Annotated in this window: 16 protein-coding genes; 4 read left to right on the forward strand and 12 right to left on the reverse strand. The window is 37.7% G+C overall.

What is annotated here, in order from left to right:
* Positions 1-15: 15 nt before the first annotated feature.
* Positions 16-1,191: an aminotransferase class I/II-fold pyridoxal phosphate-dependent enzyme gene (locus ACI3K6_RS11960; RefSeq protein WP_435555004.1), complete on the reverse strand. Its 1,176-nt coding sequence runs from the start codon at positions 1,189-1,191 to the stop codon at positions 16-18.
* 175 nt (positions 1,192-1,366) lie between these two features.
* Positions 1,367-2,542 (reverse strand): sulfite reductase subunit alpha, encoded by a 1,176-nt coding sequence (locus ACI3K6_RS11965; RefSeq protein WP_435555005.1) that lies wholly within the window; start codon positions 2,540-2,542, stop codon positions 1,367-1,369.
* Between the two features lie 305 nt (positions 2,543-2,847).
* Here ACI3K6_RS11965 and ACI3K6_RS11970 point away from each other — a divergent pair, with 305 nt between their 5' ends.
* Positions 2,848-4,176 carry a 6-phospho-beta-glucosidase gene (locus ACI3K6_RS11970; protein ID WP_435555006.1) on the forward strand — a complete coding sequence of 443 codons (1,329 nt, stop codon included), beginning with the start codon at positions 2,848-2,850 and terminating at the stop codon, positions 4,174-4,176.
* 37 nt (positions 4,177-4,213) lie between these two features.
* Here ACI3K6_RS11970 and ACI3K6_RS11975 read toward each other — a convergent pair whose 3' ends face one another.
* The 7 genes from ACI3K6_RS11975 to ACI3K6_RS12005 all read right to left on the reverse strand — a co-directional run bounded on the left by ACI3K6_RS11975 (position 4,214) and on the right by ACI3K6_RS12005 (position 8,773).
* Positions 4,214-4,753 (reverse strand): DUF4865 family protein, encoded by a 540-nt coding sequence (locus tag ACI3K6_RS11975; protein ID WP_435555007.1) that lies wholly within the window; start codon positions 4,751-4,753, stop codon positions 4,214-4,216.
* A gap of 232 nt (positions 4,754-4,985) precedes the next feature.
* Positions 4,986-5,120, reverse strand: a complete 135-nt coding sequence (locus ACI3K6_RS11980; RefSeq protein ID WP_435555008.1) for a hypothetical protein — start codon at positions 5,118-5,120, stop codon at positions 4,986-4,988.
* Positions 5,121-5,124: 4 nt separating this feature from the next.
* On the reverse strand, positions 5,125-5,268 hold the full coding sequence (locus ACI3K6_RS11985) for a hypothetical protein (RefSeq protein WP_435555009.1): 144 nt from the start codon (positions 5,266-5,268) through the stop codon (positions 5,125-5,127).
* Between the two features lie 80 nt (positions 5,269-5,348).
* Positions 5,349-5,888: a GNAT family N-acetyltransferase gene (locus ACI3K6_RS11990; RefSeq protein WP_435555010.1), complete on the reverse strand. Its 540-nt coding sequence runs from the start codon at positions 5,886-5,888 to the stop codon at positions 5,349-5,351.
* 98 nt (positions 5,889-5,986) lie between these two features.
* Complete coding sequence (locus ACI3K6_RS11995) at positions 5,987-6,727, reverse strand: M50 family metallopeptidase (protein WP_435555011.1); 741 nt, start codon at positions 6,725-6,727, stop codon at positions 5,987-5,989.
* 152 nt (positions 6,728-6,879) lie between these two features.
* On the reverse strand, positions 6,880-7,767 hold the full coding sequence (locus tag ACI3K6_RS12000) for a VOC family protein (protein WP_435555012.1): 888 nt from the start codon (positions 7,765-7,767) through the stop codon (positions 6,880-6,882).
* Between the two features lie 31 nt (positions 7,768-7,798).
* Positions 7,799-8,773, reverse strand: coding sequence for a D-cysteine desulfhydrase family protein (locus ACI3K6_RS12005; RefSeq protein ID WP_435555013.1), 975 nt, complete (start codon positions 8,771-8,773; stop codon positions 7,799-7,801).
* A gap of 994 nt (positions 8,774-9,767) precedes the next feature.
* Here ACI3K6_RS12005 and yiaA point away from each other — a divergent pair.
* On the forward strand, positions 9,768-10,238 hold the full coding sequence (yiaA, locus tag ACI3K6_RS12010) for an inner membrane protein YiaA (protein ID WP_335481796.1): 471 nt from the start codon (positions 9,768-9,770) through the stop codon (positions 10,236-10,238).
* Between the two features lie 47 nt (positions 10,239-10,285).
* On the opposite strand, the gene ACI3K6_RS12015 is transcribed toward yiaA, so the two are convergent.
* Together ACI3K6_RS12015 and ACI3K6_RS12020 are read right to left on the reverse strand one after the other, a co-directional pair.
* Entirely contained in the window at positions 10,286-10,615 is a 330-nt protein-coding gene (locus ACI3K6_RS12015; RefSeq protein WP_435555014.1) for a DUF1904 family protein, read from the reverse strand.
* A gap of 188 nt (positions 10,616-10,803) precedes the next feature.
* Entirely contained in the window at positions 10,804-11,124 is a 321-nt protein-coding gene (locus tag ACI3K6_RS12020) for a hypothetical protein (protein WP_435555015.1), read from the reverse strand.
* Between the two features lie 168 nt (positions 11,125-11,292).
* Here ACI3K6_RS12020 and ACI3K6_RS12025 point away from each other — a divergent pair, with 168 nt between their 5' ends.
* The gene (locus ACI3K6_RS12025) at positions 11,293-11,982 is read left to right on the forward strand and encodes an ABC transporter ATP-binding protein (RefSeq protein WP_435555016.1); all 690 of its coding nucleotides are present in this window, start codon (positions 11,293-11,295) and stop codon (positions 11,980-11,982) included.
* Positions 11,979-13,331, forward strand: a complete 1,353-nt coding sequence (locus ACI3K6_RS12030) for an ABC transporter permease (RefSeq protein WP_435555017.1) — start codon at positions 11,979-11,981, stop codon at positions 13,329-13,331. Before ACI3K6_RS12025 ends, ACI3K6_RS12030 begins: the two co-directional genes overlap by 4 nt.
* 88 nt (positions 13,332-13,419) lie before the next feature.
* Here ACI3K6_RS12030 and ACI3K6_RS12035 read toward each other — a convergent pair whose 3' ends face one another.
* The gene (locus ACI3K6_RS12035) at positions 13,420-15,282 is read right to left on the reverse strand and encodes a sigma-54 interaction domain-containing protein (protein ID WP_435555018.1); all 1,863 of its coding nucleotides are present in this window, start codon (positions 15,280-15,282) and stop codon (positions 13,420-13,422) included.
* Positions 15,283-15,371: the final 89 nt, after the last annotated feature.

The following is a 15,371-nucleotide window of genomic DNA, read 5'->3' on the forward strand; positions in this document are numbered from 1 at the left end:
GCTTCTTTTTCCATTTTAGACTCTTACTGTTTGAAGAAATTCCTGTATCCGCTCCGCTGCAATCGCTAATTTTTCTGGTGATTGGACAAGCGCCATTCTCACATAGCCTTCACCCTGGGCTCCGAAAGCATCACCTGGTACAACGGCCACTCCAGCTTTTTCAATTAATTCAAATGCAAATTGGCGCGAAGACCATCCTGATGGGATCTTGGTCCAAATAAACATGGTCGCTGGTGACTTTGTCACCTTCCATCCACCCTTCTCAAGTCCGGCAATTAAAGTATCTCTCCGCTTCTCATATTCTTTTACTTGTTCGCGAAGGACGGAGTAATCTGAAGTCAGTGCCGTTACAGCAGCCTTTTGGATGGGATAAAAGATCCCGTAATCAATATTGGATTTAAAAGATGCCAGTATCTTTATCGCCTCATTATTGCCAATAACGTAGCCAATCCGGCAGCCAGCCATATTAAAGGTTTTGGATAGTGAGTTGAATTCAATCCCCACTTCTTTTGCCCCTTTGACTGACATAAAACTAATTTGTGGATTTTCGTCAAAAATCAATTCTGAATAGGCAAAATCATGAACCACGAGAATATTATATTTTTTCGCAAATTCAATGACTTCTTCAAAAAATTCCTGACTGGCTAAAGCCGTGACCGGATTTCCCGGATAACTGATGATCATCATCTTTGTTTTATGCAATACCTCTTGTGGAATTTCATCCAGTTGAGGTAAATATCCATTTTTCTCTAATAATGGCATCGGGTGAATGATTCCTCCAGCAATCAGAACACTATGTTCATAAATGGGATAACCCGGATCCGGAACAAGAACATAATCACCAGGATCAATCATAGCCATGGCCAAATGGGACAGACCATCTTGGGAACCCATTAACTGTAAAACCTCTGTTTGAGAATCAAGTTCAATGCCATAGCGATGTTTATAAAAATAGCTGACAGCTATGTTAAACTCATCAATCCCTTTTAATGTATAACCGTATTTTGTCGTGTCTTTACTATATTGAACTAGTGTATCCACAACAGTTTCAGACGGTGGCATATTTGGGCTGCCTACACTTAAATCAATGACCTCAATGCCCTTTTTCATTGCCTCTCTTTTTCTGTCAACAAGCTCGGTAAAAATACTCGTTGCCATTCTTTGTGTTTTTTTCGAAGCAATAATATTCATCTAAAATCACCTTAGTTTCCTAAAAAATTTTACTCCTTAAATATTAACATAATTTTTTGGGTGGTAAATTTACTAATTTGTGTATCTTGAGAACATTTGAACGGTCCCTCGGATCAAAGTATGTTTAGAAAAAAAAGAATCCCCCGACCAATCGGAGGATCCCTTTCAAGTTATATTAATAAACGTCTCGTTGATAACGTCCTTGCTTTTGTATGTCTTGAAGATATGCTTCAGCTGCCTCACGAGTCATGGCACCTTCTTTTTCAATCACGTTAATAAGCGCCTCGTTCACGTCTTTTGCCATATATTCCTTATCACCGCAAACGTAGAAATAGGCACCGTTTTCTAACCATGAGAATAACTCCTTGCTATTTTCCAGCATTTTATGTTGGACATAAACTTTTTGAGCAGAGTCACGGGAAAATGCTGTATCTAGCTTAGTCAATACTCCCTCATGTTGGTATTTTTCCAGCTCGCTTTGATAAAGGAAATCAGATGCAGCGTGTTGGTCTCCAAAAAATAACCATGTGCGGCCGGTTGCCTTATTTACAGCCCGTTCTTGGATAAAAGAACGGAATGGGGCAATTCCCGTCCCCGGACCAACCATAATAATATCTTTGTCCTGAGACTCCGGCAAATGAAAGTGTTTATTGGCTTGGACGAAAACAGGAAGAGTATCTCCTTCTTGAACCCGTTCCGCACATAAAACAGAACAAACGCCTTTACGATCACGATCATACGCCGTGTAGCGTACAGCACCAATTGTAAGATGTACTTCATCCGGATTTGCACTTATGCTGCTCGCAATAGAATAGAGGCGCGGAGTCATTTTTCTTAATAATGACACGATGTCTTGAGCAGTAGCTTTCCACGGACCAAATGTACGAAGCATATCAAGCAAATCACGACCGTAGCAATATTCCTTAAGCTGTGCCGCATTTTCAACCAACACTAGCTTTTGCAATTCTTCGTTGTCTGTAAACCCAGCTGCACCTTGTAGAATTTTCTTTGTTAACAGGGTAATTTCAAAATAATCTGTCAGCGCTTTCTTTAGTGACAGTGTCTCGCCTTGCTTACCGACAGTTACAATTGTTTCTTCATCCCATTTCATTTCCTTAAGAAGCGCAACGACAAGTTCAGGATCATTAGACGGAACAATGCCAAGTGCATCTCCAGGATTGTACGAAAGGCCAGAGCCTTTTAATGATAATTCAATATGTCTTGTTTCTTTACTTGAACCAGGTCCATTTAAATTAATATTTTTAAGAACCTTTGCTTGAAATGGATTGGTCCTTGAAAATGGTAGTGTATCACTTTTGGTATTTTTAGAATTTTCTAAAGTGACTTGCATTTATTGTACCTCCAAAAGTAGTATACGCCTATCATATCACAGTCTCGAAAAAATAGTTGTGCATTTTGACACATAATCGACAATTTTTTAGTTCGGCCATTTTTTCCTTATATATAATGCGAATTGAAAAAAAATGAAGCAGCACCAATATAATAATTATTGTAACACTGTGTTTTCCTAATGAAACATATTTCATTCCGTGCCACTCTTTACTATTTCCCTTTAGCTTATTTACGGAACTTTCTAAACGGTTGTAAACTCTAATTGTCTAGCAAGTATTTTTGAAAAATAACCGGAGGTGGCGTATGAAAAAAGGGATAAAAATTGTCACGATTGGTGGAGGATCCAGCTATACCCCAGAACTTGTAGAAGGATTTATCAAAAGATATGATGAACTGCCAATCAGAGAGCTATGGTTGGTTGATATTCCAGCCGGTCAGGAAAAATTGAACATTGTTGGAAATCTCGCAAAGAGAATGGTTGAAAAAGCGGGTCTTCCCATTGAAGTTCATTTAACCTTAAACCGTCGTGAAGCACTTAAAAATGCTGATTTTGTTACCACTCAATTCCGCGTTGGATTACTGGATGCACGTGCAAAAGATGAAAGAATTCCATTAAAATATAATGTCATCGGACAAGAAACAAACGGGCCAGGCGGACTGTTTAAAGGTTTAAGAACCATTCCAGTCATTTTAGATATTTGTAAAGATATAGAAGAATTATGTCCTAATGCTTGGCTGGTCAATTTCACAAACCCAGCTGGTATGGTGACAGAAGCGGTGCTTCGCTACAGCAATATTAAAAAGGTTGTAGGGCTTTGCAATGTTCCTGTCGGCATCAAAATGCAAACTGCTACTTTACTAGATGTTTCTCCTGAAAGAGTGCACATTGATTTTGCTGGCCTAAATCATATGGTGTTTGGTTTAAATGTGTATGTTGATGGTGTTAGCGTCCTTGATGAAGTTATTGAAAAAATGACTAATCCGGGTAATGCCATGACAATGAAAAATATTAAGGCTATTGATTGGGAGCCTGATTTCTTAAGAGGATTACACGCTATCCCATGTCCATACCACCGTTATTACTATAAAACTAGTGAAATGCTAGAAGATGAAATGCGTGCAGCTAATGAGGAAGGAACTCGCGCAGAAGTGGTAAAGCAGGTTGAAAAAGAACTATTCGAACTGTACAAAGATCCGAATTTGGCCATTAAGCCTCCTCAATTAGAAAAACGCGGAGGTGCTTATTATAGTGATGCTGCTTGTAACTTAATCAATTCTATTTATAATGATAAACGAGATATTCAGCCAGTTAACACAAGAAATAATGGGGCCATTGCAAGTATTCCGGATGATTCCGCGGTTGAAGTGAACTGTATCATTACGAAGGACGGCCCTAAACCTGTTTCAGTTGGTGACCTTCCAGTTGCGGTAAGAGGCCTTGTACAACAAATTAAATCATTTGAACGAGTGGCCGCAGAAGCTGCTGTAACAGGTGATTACAACACTGTACTTCTAGCGATGACCATCAACCCTCTTGTTCCTTCTGACAAGATTGGAAAACAGATTTTAGATGAAATGTTAGAAGCACATAAAGAATATTTACCGCAATTTTTCAAAGCAGTTGAAGCCTAACACATGTGCCGGGCCCCTATCACGGGACCCGGCTTTATTATTGGGAAATATGTAGGATTTCATATATTGTGATGTCGTCTGTTGGAGATAATTCCGGTTTCCTCTCATAAAAAAAGAAGTTGCTATAGCTCCATTTGTCGGGATTATAGATGAGGACATTTCCTAAACTATTTTCTACTAGATGTTGAAATGGTAGGAAATCCCTATTGGCTAACGACTTACTTTCTGGAATATTCCCCTTCACTTCCACTACATACTTGCTCCTATTAAACTCTTTATCGAGGTTTATAGAATAAGGAACCCCCATGTTAATTTGCTGCCAGCCAAAGGAACCTAAAATATTGTCATAAAAACCACCGAAAATAAACTTATTCATTCCTTCAGAGTCATTCCAGATATATAAAGGCGCATAGGAATTATAAAAATTCCCGCTTTCCTCTGTTTCAGTAATTAAATAAGCTTTAAAAAGCAGTCCTGGGAAACCATCGGTCTTATGTCCATTATCGGTTACTCTTTTTTTAATAATCCCCATATCGTAATCCTTTGGAAACTTGATCTTATATTGCATACCTATCAAGACAATCACTCGCTTTCTTTAACAATTTGGCTATGTTAAAACTTGTATGTTGTTTTCCGCTCCAGTCTATCGGGGATAAAAATCAACAGGGCTGTTTAACACAGCTTTAATAAAAATAATAGAGAACACTTTTAGATATGTAAAATATTTGTAATCATTATTTTAGATATCCTCCATTTAACTTCTTCAAATTGCCAAGCAAAAGGCTGACTCTTGAGTCAGCCTTTCATGTTTAGCTTTTCTTCCCTTGATATTTCAATTTATACTCTGCTTCACTCATGTTTGGATATTTTCTCGGTGTGCTTTTACTTAAGGATTTCTTTAATTCTACAGTGGCGTCATCGCCTGTATTATACTTTTGATCCATGCTTTTATTCCCTCCTGTTAGCATCCTGAATAGGTACATGCTTGGGTGCTTTTGGATAGCCATTCTTGCCTGTATCATTTGGCCCCGTCAAATTATTTCGCTGATCTATAACCTTTCCAGTGAATTCAATGGGATAATCTTTTTTCATATTTTCACCTCCATTTATAGGATGGGAAAAATATGCTGTAGAATGCAGAGAATTTTATTTCAATCCCAATTTGTTTGACATCAATATGTTAGTTTTCCAAAAAGCAATGCATCATAAAAATGGCCTTCTATAAAATAGTGGTCTCTTAAGCGTCCCTCTAACTCATACTTATTTTTTTCAAGAATCCGTGCAGAACCCTTATTAACATCCACTACACTAGCATGAAGCTTGTGGAGATTGAGATTTTTAAAAGCAAAATCACTCATCAATGCAACACTCTCTGTGCCATATCCCATTCCCCAATAATCTTTGTGAAAAACATAACCAATTTCAGCTTGATTCGCTTCCTTGTCAAAATTGAAAATCATCACTGTTCCAATTATGGCTTTTGTTGGTTTTATAACAACGGAGGCATATAAATGAGTCCCTGCTTCTTCTCGTTTTAACATGGTTTCAATATGCTCATGTGTTTCATCTAAAGTATTCTTTAATTCCCATCCAATAAAACGTGAAACTTCTGGATCTGAAGCAAACTCATGAATTTCCGTGACATCCTCTAAACTAAGTGGTTTGAAATAGACTTTTTCACCTTCCAATGAATGGAATAACTGAATGTTCAACTTCCTCTCCCCTTTTCGTTAATTTATATAAGTTCGACTAAGATACAGTATACCGAAAAAGCCCTTTCCAATGTTATTAGAAAGGGCTTGAACGTTTATTATAAATTAAGACCAAATAATGAATGAAACGGTAAACCTAAAAAATTTTCAACAAACAAGTACCCTACAAACACGTTCTGACCAAGCAAGACTAATCCTAATACAACTGCCGGAATATACCTCGTTTGAACAATGGCTGCCTTCCTTCCTGGGTTGCTCTTTGCCATAAAGCTTTGCCTACACACTTTAAACGTAGTAATAATGGACTGAATAAACAAAACGGAGGCCAATAAAATACTAATTTGAACGAGAATCATATCGTAACTAATACTGAAAGGTAACGCTAGTTCATATCTGAAATTGACTGGTAAGAATATTTGGAATTGAAAATATAACGGCACTACTAAAAGAACGATCACGGTAAGTGCCCATATTACTCCTACCAGGTTACGAATCCATAATAATAAGGCAAGAATGGTAAACCCTAAAAACAGTGCAATCACCCATTCATAGCTGCCTCTTTCCACTAAATAAAATAAGCCAATTGCTCCTACCATTGTTCCTGTATAGCCAGCATATATCGTAATGGCCTTCTTTAACGGTGAAATGGCCGCCCCTGTTGTCTGTCCCGTCCCATCTCTATGCAGTTGTATTTTATTCTTCCGACCGCCCTCCAGACAAACACTGATGCCAAGACTGATTAAATTGTGAAAATGTGATAAAAATACCCTTACAACAGGCAGAAGGCTCCCTACAAGAGTGATTCCCAGATATAGCAGAATAAGCTTATTTGTACTCATTTTTCATCCTCCCATTCTTCCCCTCTCAATCCTTGTTCTAATAAATTTTAATAGAGAATGGTGAAATCTTGGTGAAAATACAAAAAGCAACTCCCTTGTGAGTGAGTTGCCATAGTTTTGATTCATATGTACTGTTCTATCTTCCTTCATTCTTATTGCTTTGTAAATCGTGCTTTTTCCAATGTCCCAATATCTATTTTTTTCATTTTTAAGAGTACCTCAGAAACTCTTCTGTTTTCATCTTTTGAACCCTTAAACATAACCTCATCCATATTATCCGGTACGATCTGCCATGAAACCCCGAATTGGTCCTTTACCCAGCCGCATTGTTCAGCTTCAGGTACTGCAGAAAGCCTATTCCAAAAGTAATCAATTTCTTTCTGATCTTTACAGATTACAACAAAAGAAAATGCTTCATTAAAATTGAAATCCGCTTCAAAGGCATGATCCATTGCTGAAAAATGGATTCCGCAAAGATGGAAGGAAGCATAATTGACCTTTGCCTTGGGTAACAAAGCTTCTCCTTCACCATACCTATTAATTATTTCTATTCCTGAATTTTCAAATATCTGGGTGTAATACTTTATTGCTTCTTCTGCTTTCCCACATGATTCATTAGCAAAAAGGAAGCTAGGCGTAATCTTTGGGACAGATTGAGCTTTGTCCATTAGCATTAACTGCCAGGACAAGCCATACCGATCCTGAACCCAGGCATACCATTTGCTAAAAGGGTATTCCCCAAGTGGCATTAATTCCGTTCCGCCCTCACTTAAAGCTTGCCATTTTACATTTACCTCTTCTATAGAGGAACAAGCTACTATTAAGGAAATCGATGGATTAAATTTGAAGTAAGGCCCTGCACTAATAGCATCAAACCGTTGTCCATCCAATTCAAAACTTACTATTTCTGAATCACCAGAAGGAGTGTTTTCAATTACGGTCACATTTAAAAGTCGGGAATTCTCAAATACACTAATATAAAATAACGCAGCTTCTTTTGCTTCTTTGTCATACCATAAATGCGGAATTATTTTTTGCATAAGGACCTCCTAAATATTTTATTAGAATAAGCTATAGAGTCTTCAATGCCATTTCTCTATGTTCTTGAGTCCATCCTAGAAGACCGCCAGTATGGATGAAAAGGATATTTTTAGCACCTTGGAACTTACCCTTTTGTATATCTGAAACCATACCATAGAATCCTTTCCCCGTGTAAACGGGATCTAGCAAAAATCCGTTTTCTCGGCTCATTTTCATTATAAATTCTAGCTCTTCTGATGTGCTCTTCGCATATCCAACACCGATATATTGGTCATTGATAAAAATATCCTTACACTCCTTCGGTACTTTCAAACCATCATTCTGGTACATTTCTTTCAAAATATCCTTTATGACTTCCACAAAGGTTTCTGTATTATGGTCTACAGCGTAACCAAGGATCTTGCGTTTTGTCGCCTGTTGTTGATTTGCATACCAAAGCCCCGCATACGTTCCTCCTGATCCAACAGCAATGACCACCCTATCAAAATAGATTCCGAGTTCATTTTCGTGTTGGATAATTTCTTCCATTGCCGCTGCATACCCCAAGGATCCTATCGCATTCGATGCTCCAACAGGAATAACGTATGGTTTATGTCCCTCTGTCTTGAGATTTTTTACTACTTCTTCCATCTTAGCTTCCCTGGATTCATCCGGTGTAATCAAATGAGCACGAGCACCGAGAGCATGATCTATGAACAGATTACCTTCAATTTGATTCGGAATTTCTCCCCTAATCACCAAGTCACAAACTAATCCCAACTTCGCAGCAACAGCTGCAGTTGCCCTGCAATGATTGGATTGTATTCCACCAGCCGTAATAAGAGTATCACACCCTTGACGCAGTGCCTCTGCTACTGAAAACTCAAGCTTCCTTACCTTATTACCGCTTACCTCCGTACCTGTAAAATCATCTCGTTTTAAATAAAGATTGACTCCCAATTCTTGGCTAAGCCGCTCTATTTTATGAATCGGGGTTGGCAGATTCGCAATTTGCAGTCGTTCCATAGTGATTGTCTCCTTTGGTTATTTTATTATCCCTTACTATAGATTATTTTTTAGATGGTAACAATTACTCCTCCACTTTATACTATATTTCAAATTCATCTTTAGTAGATTCTTACTTTGGACATGACAGAGCGAAAAATAGATTGATGGTGTCCGAAGACGGGGCAACTTCAGACACGACAACGCTTATAATTGATTAATGGTGTCCGAAGACGGGGCAACTTCGGACACGAAGCGCTTAAAATAGATTGATGGTGTCCGAAGACGGGGCAACTTCAGACACGGCAACGCTTATAATTGTTTGATGGTGTCCGAAGACGGGGCAACTTCAGACACGGCAACGCTTATAATTGTTTGATGGTGTCCGAAGACGGGGCAACTTCAGACACGAAGCGCTTAAAATTGATTGATGGTGTCCGAAGACGGGTCAACTTCGGACACGGCAACGCTTATAATTGATTGGTCATGTCCGAAGACGAGACAACTTCGGACACGGCAACGCTTATAATTGATTGGTCATGTCCGAAGACGAGACAACTTCGGACACGGCAACGCTTATAATTGATTGGTCATGTCCGAAGATGAGACAACTTCGGACACGGCAACGCTTATAATTGATTAATGGTGTCCGAAGATGAGACAACTTCGGACACGGCAACGCTTATAATTGATTAATGGTGTCCGAAGTCGAGAAAACCTTGGACGCAGTATTCTGAAATAAGAAGGTTTATATCAAAGACAAGAAAAATAAAGCAGGAAAATATCACGAGCCTTAATTTCCATTTAAAAATGATAGATCCTCCTTCCAACCCTTAACGCAAGGACATTCTCTAAGAAATTCCTCTCAAAAAACAAAAAGGAAAATTAAATGAAATAATTGGAAAAAAGGTAAAAATTATCTATCTTTTACACAAAAAATCAATATAATTAATATAGGTAGGAGTACTATAGGTGCTCCATTTTTATTACATTCAATGGGGAGGCGAAGTATTCAATGTCTAATGATAATGAGGTTCTATTAGATAAAGGAAAACAAAATGACACAAAAATAAAAATAGAAAGGAAAGAAGGAGAACCTACTCCAGCATTCAAAGGCGCTTCTTGGGGAGCTCTGTTAGTTGGTATTTCTGCGTATCTCATAGGCTTGTTTAATGCTTCGATGCAACTAAACGAAAAAGGATATTACTTTGCCGTCTTAATATTTGGACTCTACTCAGCCGTATCTTTACAAAAGGCCGTAAGAGATAAAGAGGAAGGGATACCTGTTACTAATATTTATTATGGTATTAGTTGGTTTGCACTAATTGTATCCATTTCATTAATGGGGATCGGTTTATATAATGCAGGGAGCATTGTTTTAAGTGAAAAGGGATTTTATGGAATGGCCTTTGTTCTTAGTATATTTGCTGCCGTAACAGTTCAAAAGAATATTAGAGATACACAGAGGGCAAGAGAAAGAGATTAATAACCTTATGTAAAATTTAGGGAGGATTGTTTTTCCTCCCTGTTTATTTAGGCAAAACTTTTCCCATTTAAATAATAATCCGACTCTCTAAAAGTACTAAAGGCAACTTCTATATCCGGTATCCCAAGAGCCTGAACCTGTCTTGTGATAATATGGGCAAATTCATCTTGAACCTTTTGACCCCGATCAAACCATTTTACTTCGATAAATGGATAGCCCGGAACCTCACTTCCATCAAAAACAAATGTAGCATTTACAACCTCCAGGGTAAAATTATCTGTCCCACACTCACAGAGCCGAGCTAATTCTTGAACCATGGGTTTACTGATGGTTTTTACTTGTTCAACTGTTATTCCTCTAATAAATAAATGAGGCATTAACATCCTCCTCCGCCATTTTTAAAAATTCTCCATTTAAAGTCCACTAGTCCTATTATTTTCTAACTTAATCAATTAAAAAGTAGACTCCCTCTATCTGCCAAAATAATCAAACGAATAAATGGCATTATATATTTTTCATTATTATATTCTTTTCCTTATTTAGCAATTTATTTATATAGTTAGGTTTATGGTGCAAATGGAACAAAATATCTAAACATAAATGCCATAAAAGCAAACACAGAAATGGTACATACGCAGGCCAAATGCAAAAGTATGTAGAGTATTTTACGTTTTCCTTTTATGTAAAACGAATAGATAAAACCAAATAAAGGGTTCAATATTAAAAATGGTAGAGAAATAGCGATGGTTACTTTTCCAAACATGTGCACAAACCTTGATTCCACTCCAGCTAATCGCAAAACACCCATAAGCAAAATGAAAACTACTAAGGTTGCTGTCAATGATGTTAGGGCAACTTTGGAGGGTTTTCGTAAAAATTCTTTCATAATAGATCACCTTTTACTTTTTTATAACTAATATTCTTCTTTTTGTCATTAATCTCCTCCTAAAAAATGGATTCCCTCTACTATTTTAACTTTTTTAAAATAACTGTAGGGACATGTGGGATATTGATCGTCTATTAAGGTGAAGCAGTTAGAAACAGGAGGAAATGTATGATTACTGTAAATAATTTAAGCCATGATTTTATAATTGGCAAAAAAGGCAGACAAACGATTATACCCGTACTGAGAGATATTTCGTTTTCTGTAGAAAAGGGTGAAATCGTTACGATTGTTGGGCGGAGTGGTTCAGGGAAATCAACCCTTCTAAATTTAGTAAGCGGGTTTATTCGTCCTACTAAAGGAAAAATCTCTATTAATGGTGTGGAGGTATCCGATTTTTCAGAAGGGAAATTTGCTGATTTCCGAATCCAAAATCTGGGCTTTATTTTTCAAAGCTTTCAATTGATACCGAGCATGACAGCATTTCAAAATGTCGAGCTGCCATTAATATTAAAGGGAGTTACCGAGAGTCAGAGGAAAGAAAAAACCGAGCAAATGCTTCAAAGAGTAGGATTGCTAGATTATCAGGATCACTATCCTGGTGAATTATCCGGGGGCCAGCAACAGCGGGTCAGTATTGCCAGAGCACTAATTGTTAATCCTCCTATTATTCTAGCAGACGAGCCAACAGGTAGTCTTGATAGTGAAACGGAAGAAGAATTGCTGGAATTCATTCAAGAATTAAATAATAAAATGGGGATCACGTTTTTAATAATTACGCATGATGAGAAGGTAGCCAAAATCGGACATCGAACGATAGCATTAAAGGATGGCCGAATTGCCGAGGAGGTAATGATATGAGATTAAAGGACCAATTCCGCTTTGTTCGGCAAAACATGAAAAAAAATAAGACGAGAGTATTCATGACGATCCTTGCTACAGCAATGGGATGCGCCTTTCTTATTGTCCTAGCTTCAGTTGGTTTTGGGTTACAGAAATCTGTTGTCAAGGAAATTACGGAAAGGCGGGTCATGACAGAAATTGATGTCCACGGCCGTGAAGGAAAAGACAATACAGGTTTCCGACAGATTACCGATAAAGATATACCATTTTTTGAAAAGATTAATAATGTTAAAGCTGTAACGAGAAGAAAAGAATTGCAGCAGCAAACCCAGTTTACAATTGGAAATTATCAGGAGGACACACAAGCTTTTGTAACGAATTTTCCAGAGGAAATTAAGGCAGGGTTTGAGTTATCAGATGGACGTTTGCCAAGAACGAAGAATGAAATCGTCATTGGTTACAACTTCCCGCTCAATCTGGCTGCAAAGGATGCCGGGGAAGATCTTTTTGATAACAATGGTCAAGTAAAGAAAAAGTATCTTTATCCTGACCAGGTAATCGGAAAAACGATAGAAGTAACCATAAGACAGAACAAAGATGGCCAGCAGGTGGAAAAAGTATTTCCACTTAAAGTGGTCGGAATATCACAAAAGCCTAAAAAGGACTGGGTTCAGGATCGTAACGTTTTTATTTCAGATGAGCTTTTAAGAGATATTGAAAACTTTACTGGAACGCCTAGAGGAATCCTGCTTGACCCAAACAGCCAGGAATCAACACAGGGATTAGAGGAAATGTACGAATCTTACAATGAGGTTAAGGTTTATGCCAAAAACATGGAATCGGTTCAGGGAATTGTGGATGCGTTACAAAAGGAGAACTATGCCACCTATTCTGTTGTAAATGAGTTAAAAGAAGTAAATATGGTATTTATGATTGCCAAAGCAGGGCTCATATTTATTGGCACTATTGCCATTCTCATTGCCTCCATCGGTATTTATAACACGATGACAATGGCAGTAACGGAACGTGCGCCTGATATTGGCATTATGAAAGCGATTGGGGCCAATCCCAAAACTATCAAACGAATCTTTCTTCTGGAAAGCAGTTATATCGGCTTAATTGGCGCGATATTCGGGACAGTCGTTTCCTACGGAATAAGTTATGGAGTCAATCTTCTTATTCCCTTTATTATCAAACAGGCATTTGGTAAAGACACGATGTTGAACGTAATCTTTAGTGACATCCCGCCGATATTGCCGGTTATTTGCTTTATCATCTGCTTCCTGGTGACAATTATTTCCGGATTCCGACCGGCACAGCGTGCAACACAGGTTGATGTTTTAAAAGCTATGCGTAGAGAAGTTTAAATAAAAAATGGGTACCGAAAGACAAAATGCAAGGTTATTGCCACCTTGCATTTTGTATTATGATTATTACCACAGAAGTTGCCTACAGCTAGTGCTTTTTTAACATATCCTCTATTCTTTTTAACTCCGTTTCGATATATGCTCTGCTGTGATCAAAGCCGATAATGGCTAACACTTTTCCGTTATGATCCATGATAGGAGCAAAACTTGTTTTCCATTCTCCATAGATATCTTCATATAAGGGGGTTACTCCAGCCCTTCCATTCATTGCCTCAAAGGCAACCTTCAAATTTTCTGGCGGAGCTTCATAGATTTGGCCAGCTGGGATAACGAAGTCTTCATCGGCTACGATCGTCAGCATTTTGTTATTTTCTAAGACCTTAAAAATGTAAACCCACTCAATGATTCCTTCTTGTTCCCTTATTTTCGTTAATTTTTTTTGGACGTTTTTATAAGTTGTGCTGGAAGGTGAAGCATCATGATTAACTAATTCTGAAATTTCTTCTGGTAGAATAACGGCAGATGTAACGATTGCCATCGATCGTAATTGTTTATTGAGATGTTGTTCAAGGATCTGTCTTTTATTGGAAGGAGAGAGAGTCTCTTGTTGAATTCTTTCGCGAATTTTTTTGTATTTTCTGCTCATCGTGGGTTGACTGATATCCAGCACTTTTGCTGCAAGTTTCAGTGATTTATATTTTTCCATAGCCATTGTAATTAACCGTTCTTCGATGATATCAACTGCTTCCTGCAGCGGCATAATGTGATTGATCATCGGGGGCTCATGGCTCATAGCCTTTTCCCATGGAATGTATCTGTAAACAAGGCTTGAATCCACGTTAAATTCTCTACTGGTTACAACGATTCGTTCCACTGTATTTTCAAGTTGCCGAACATTGCCTGGCCAATCGTAAATAGATAATAATTCTATGGCATCCGGTAAAATATTAATTTGCCTATTAAATTTAGTATTATATTTTTCTACGAAATGAAAAATTAAATAAGGTATCTCTTCTATTCTTTCCCTAAGTGGAGGGATTTCAATAGGGACCACATTTAAACGATAATATAGATCTTCTCTAAATCTTTTTTCTTTCACCATTTTTTCCAATGATTGATTGGTTGCCGTAATAATTTGAACATCAATATGAATCGGTTTCGAACTTCCTAAAGGGGTTACTTCTTTTTCTTGTAAAACTCGAAGGAGTTTAACCTGCAAGTTCAGTGGCATTTCTCCTATTTCATCAAGAAAAATAATGCCTCCATTGGCTAATTCAAACTTTCCTGGAGCACCATTTTTATTAGCACCACTAAAGGCACCGCCGACATAGCCAAATAATTCACTTTCTAATAAATTTTCTGGAATGGCACCGCAATTAACGGCAATAAATGGTTTAGACCTTCTATTTCCTAACTGATGAATCGTTTTGGCGATCATTTCTTTACCGACACCGGATTCCCCTAATAAAAGAACAGATGTCGAGACTTTTGAGACCATCTCTATCGTATATAGGATATCTTGCATTTTTTGACTATGAACGACCATTGTTGGAATGCCTTTTGGGTTCATTCCCTCTTTTATATTATTTGCATCTATTACTTGATTGGAGATCCCTTTTAACCCCCATATCAATAATTCCCCGTCATTTGTATCCGACGGGAAAACGGTTACAAGAATGTTACTGTCATTCCAAGCCCTTAATTGAAGTGAATGAGCCTCCCTATTTAATAACTGTAGTATGGGATCACCAAAGTACGAAATTTCCTCGAGTTCGTTAATGTTTCTTCCTATAAATGTGGTAGAGTTTGTTGACCAAAAATTTTTCAATCCCCCACTCCGAAATACAATGGTTCCGTTTAAGTTCGTCACCATAATTTCGTCGTAAATGGAAAGAATGCTCGATTGATAGGCTTGAAGTAGTTGTTCATTAGATAAAATGACGGACTCCACCCATTTAGCCCTCCTCTACAGAAGTTAAAATAGTGCAACTATTTAGTAAATTATTTCATATTTGAATCGAAATTTCAATTTTGAAATTA

This window comes from Neobacillus solisequens, assembly GCF_051233465.1.
Taxonomy (GTDB): domain Bacteria; phylum Bacillota; class Bacilli; order Bacillales; family Cytobacillaceae; genus Neobacillus.